We start from the raw sequence: 2,540 nt of genomic DNA on the forward strand, positions 1-2,540 counted from the left end.
TCTAATACATTATATCCTTTACAAATTTTGTAATGACTTGCCAAAAAAAGCATTAAAAAACCCATGAAAACAAAGCCACTTTTGCATTATGACTTGAGCAAAATTCATTATTAATTTTACCCACATACACCCCATAATCCCCCGTAAACTCAATCCTTGTCCCATCCTCCACCATCAAGCTCTCACCTGCCTCCATATATATCCCCCTCTCAACATTTGAAATATTTACCCCAGTCATCGTCAATGTCCCCGTGCTCCCCGTCATCAACACCCCATCCCCCTTCCCACTTCCCTCAATCGTCACCTTTGTCAACTCAGCCCTCACCCCTTTCCCCAGCTTTATCCCATACTCCCCCGTAAAATTAATCCTTGTCCCCCCCTCCACCGTCAAGCTCTCACCTGCCTCCATCTGCACCCCCTCACCAACATTTGAAATATTCACCCTCTCCAACGTCACAGTAGCCGTCCCCCCCTTCACATATACCCCCGTTGTCCCCGTACTCCCACTTCCCGTAATCGTCAAACTCCCACCCTCCATCATCGTCACCTCTCCCCCCGTCACATACATCCCCGTCCCACTTCCCTTCACCGTAATCGTCGTCATCCCACCCATCATCACCGTCCCACTCCCACCCACCTCCATCCCCTTCCCTCCTGCCCCAACCTCAATCGTCGTCTTCCCCTCCAACTTCAACGTCCCCTTACTCACCTCCACCCCCGTTGCAAACTTTGAAATATTCACCCCCTCCAACGTCACATTAGCCGTCCTCCCATTAATCACCACCCCCGTTGTCCCCCCACTCCCATTTCCCGTAATCGATCCACCCATCATCACCACCTTCCCCCCACTCACATTAAACCCCGTCCCACCCCTCGTAACATCAATCTTCGACCCCCCATTCAACGTCAACGTCCCATTCGTCACCCTTGCCCCCGTTTCAAGCTGCATCAACTTCACACTCGTCAACGTCAACGTCCCCTCCCCCATCTTCACCACCCCCGTCCCCTTTCCCCCACTTCCATTAATATTAAGCTCCATCACATTAGCATTCCCCTCCACCTCCATCCCCGTCCCACTCTGCCCAACCTCAATCGTCGCCCCTCCCCCTTTTACACTCGCATTCCCATTCCCCTTAATCTTCATCCCCATTTTGACATTCTTCATCGTCACCCCCTCCATCAACATCACCTTCCCCCCATTCTCGATCAACACCCCCACCCCATTTACATTCCCACTCCCCGTCACCTTCACCTCCTTCATCAACATCACCTCCCCCCCATTCTTCACCTCAATCACAGGACCTCCCCCTGTCTTCACCCCAATCGATCCTGTCATTACCATAACAGAAGACCCTCTACCATCAACCACTATCCCCTTCTTCACCTCCGTAACATCAACACCCCCCACCAACGCCAACTCCCCTTTATTATACACCTTAATCGCCGGATTATTATTCTTACTCCTACTATCCCTAACCGTCAGCTTACTCTTTATCATAATCTTTGTCTCCCCCCCACTCTTATTGTACACCGTCACAGCAGCCTCATCACGAGGGTGCCCACTCATATCTATATTTCGATTCGTACCACTCAGCTCACCCCATCCACCATCAACACCCCACCCCGTCCCCTTTTCCCCACCATCACACACAATTGGCTGATTCTCCCTACCACTATCCACCCCCTCACAATTCTGTGCAGCATAGACCTTATTCTGAGAAGTCATAAGAGCAAGACCAGCTAGAATAGCTGTCGATAACACACACAAACAAACATGATGATTGAACACACGACGCATAACCATAACCCACTATGCTCTTGAAACCTTTCAGATTAAAAGAGAAAAACTATTCTTTAAAAAAAAGAAAATCAAAACAAAACCATACCTGAACGTCTCAAACCCCTAAACAAAATCCCCCTGAAGGCATTCTATTCAAAACAAGAAAAAATAAACAAAACACTCACACACAATGCAAAAAAACATATGTTTTAGCGTCACATGTCCCTCATTTGCGACCCTTACCCCCTGTCGTGCTTCATTTCCTGTGAACATCACCTTTATTGCTACAAGATTTGCCCCTTTTCCTTCAACCTTGATGAAGTTTGGAGAAGCAGTATTAGCCCCCTTAGCGCCCCTGTTATTCCCCTTATACTCCATAATAACACCCTTTAAGACAACCTTCCCCGTTGAGAGACTAACGCCGTAGTCTCCCTTAAAGGCAATCTCCCCTCCCTTCATCCAGAATTCCCCATTAGCCACACTCACCCCATTTATGACATTAGAAAGGAGCGCACTTTGTAACATCACACGCCCCCCATTAGCCACATAAACCCCCTGTCCATACCCCTTTCCGTCGATTTTAATCCCCGTCACCCTAATATCTGCCGTGTTTAAAACCCTTTCATTCTTTGAATTGAAAACCTTCGTTGCCTCAACCTTTAGGAAAGTAGTATTTTTCTCATGACCTTTATAAGTCATAGTGACATTTGTTAACAAAGCATGTCCCCTCTTGAGATAGATGCCGTGCCCTCCTTTAAAC

2 protein-coding genes are annotated in these 2,540 nt (G+C 48.1%); both read right to left on the minus strand.

Features of this window, described 5'->3' with window-relative positions; genetic code table 11:
• Positions 1-52: 52 nt before the first annotated feature.
• Entirely contained in the window at positions 53-1,798 is a 1,746-nt protein-coding gene (locus J7R05_RS06920; protein ID WP_208541733.1) for a hypothetical protein, read from the minus strand.
• A gap of 135 nt (positions 1,799-1,933) precedes the next feature.
• A partial coding sequence (locus tag J7R05_RS06925; RefSeq protein ID WP_208541734.1) for a hypothetical protein occupies positions 1,934-2,540 on the minus strand: 607 nt, incomplete at its 5' end.

Origin of the sequence: Bartonella capreoli, assembly GCF_902813205.1 — a bacterium.
GTDB classification, from domain to species: domain Bacteria; phylum Pseudomonadota; class Alphaproteobacteria; order Rhizobiales; family Rhizobiaceae; genus Bartonella; species Bartonella schoenbuchensis.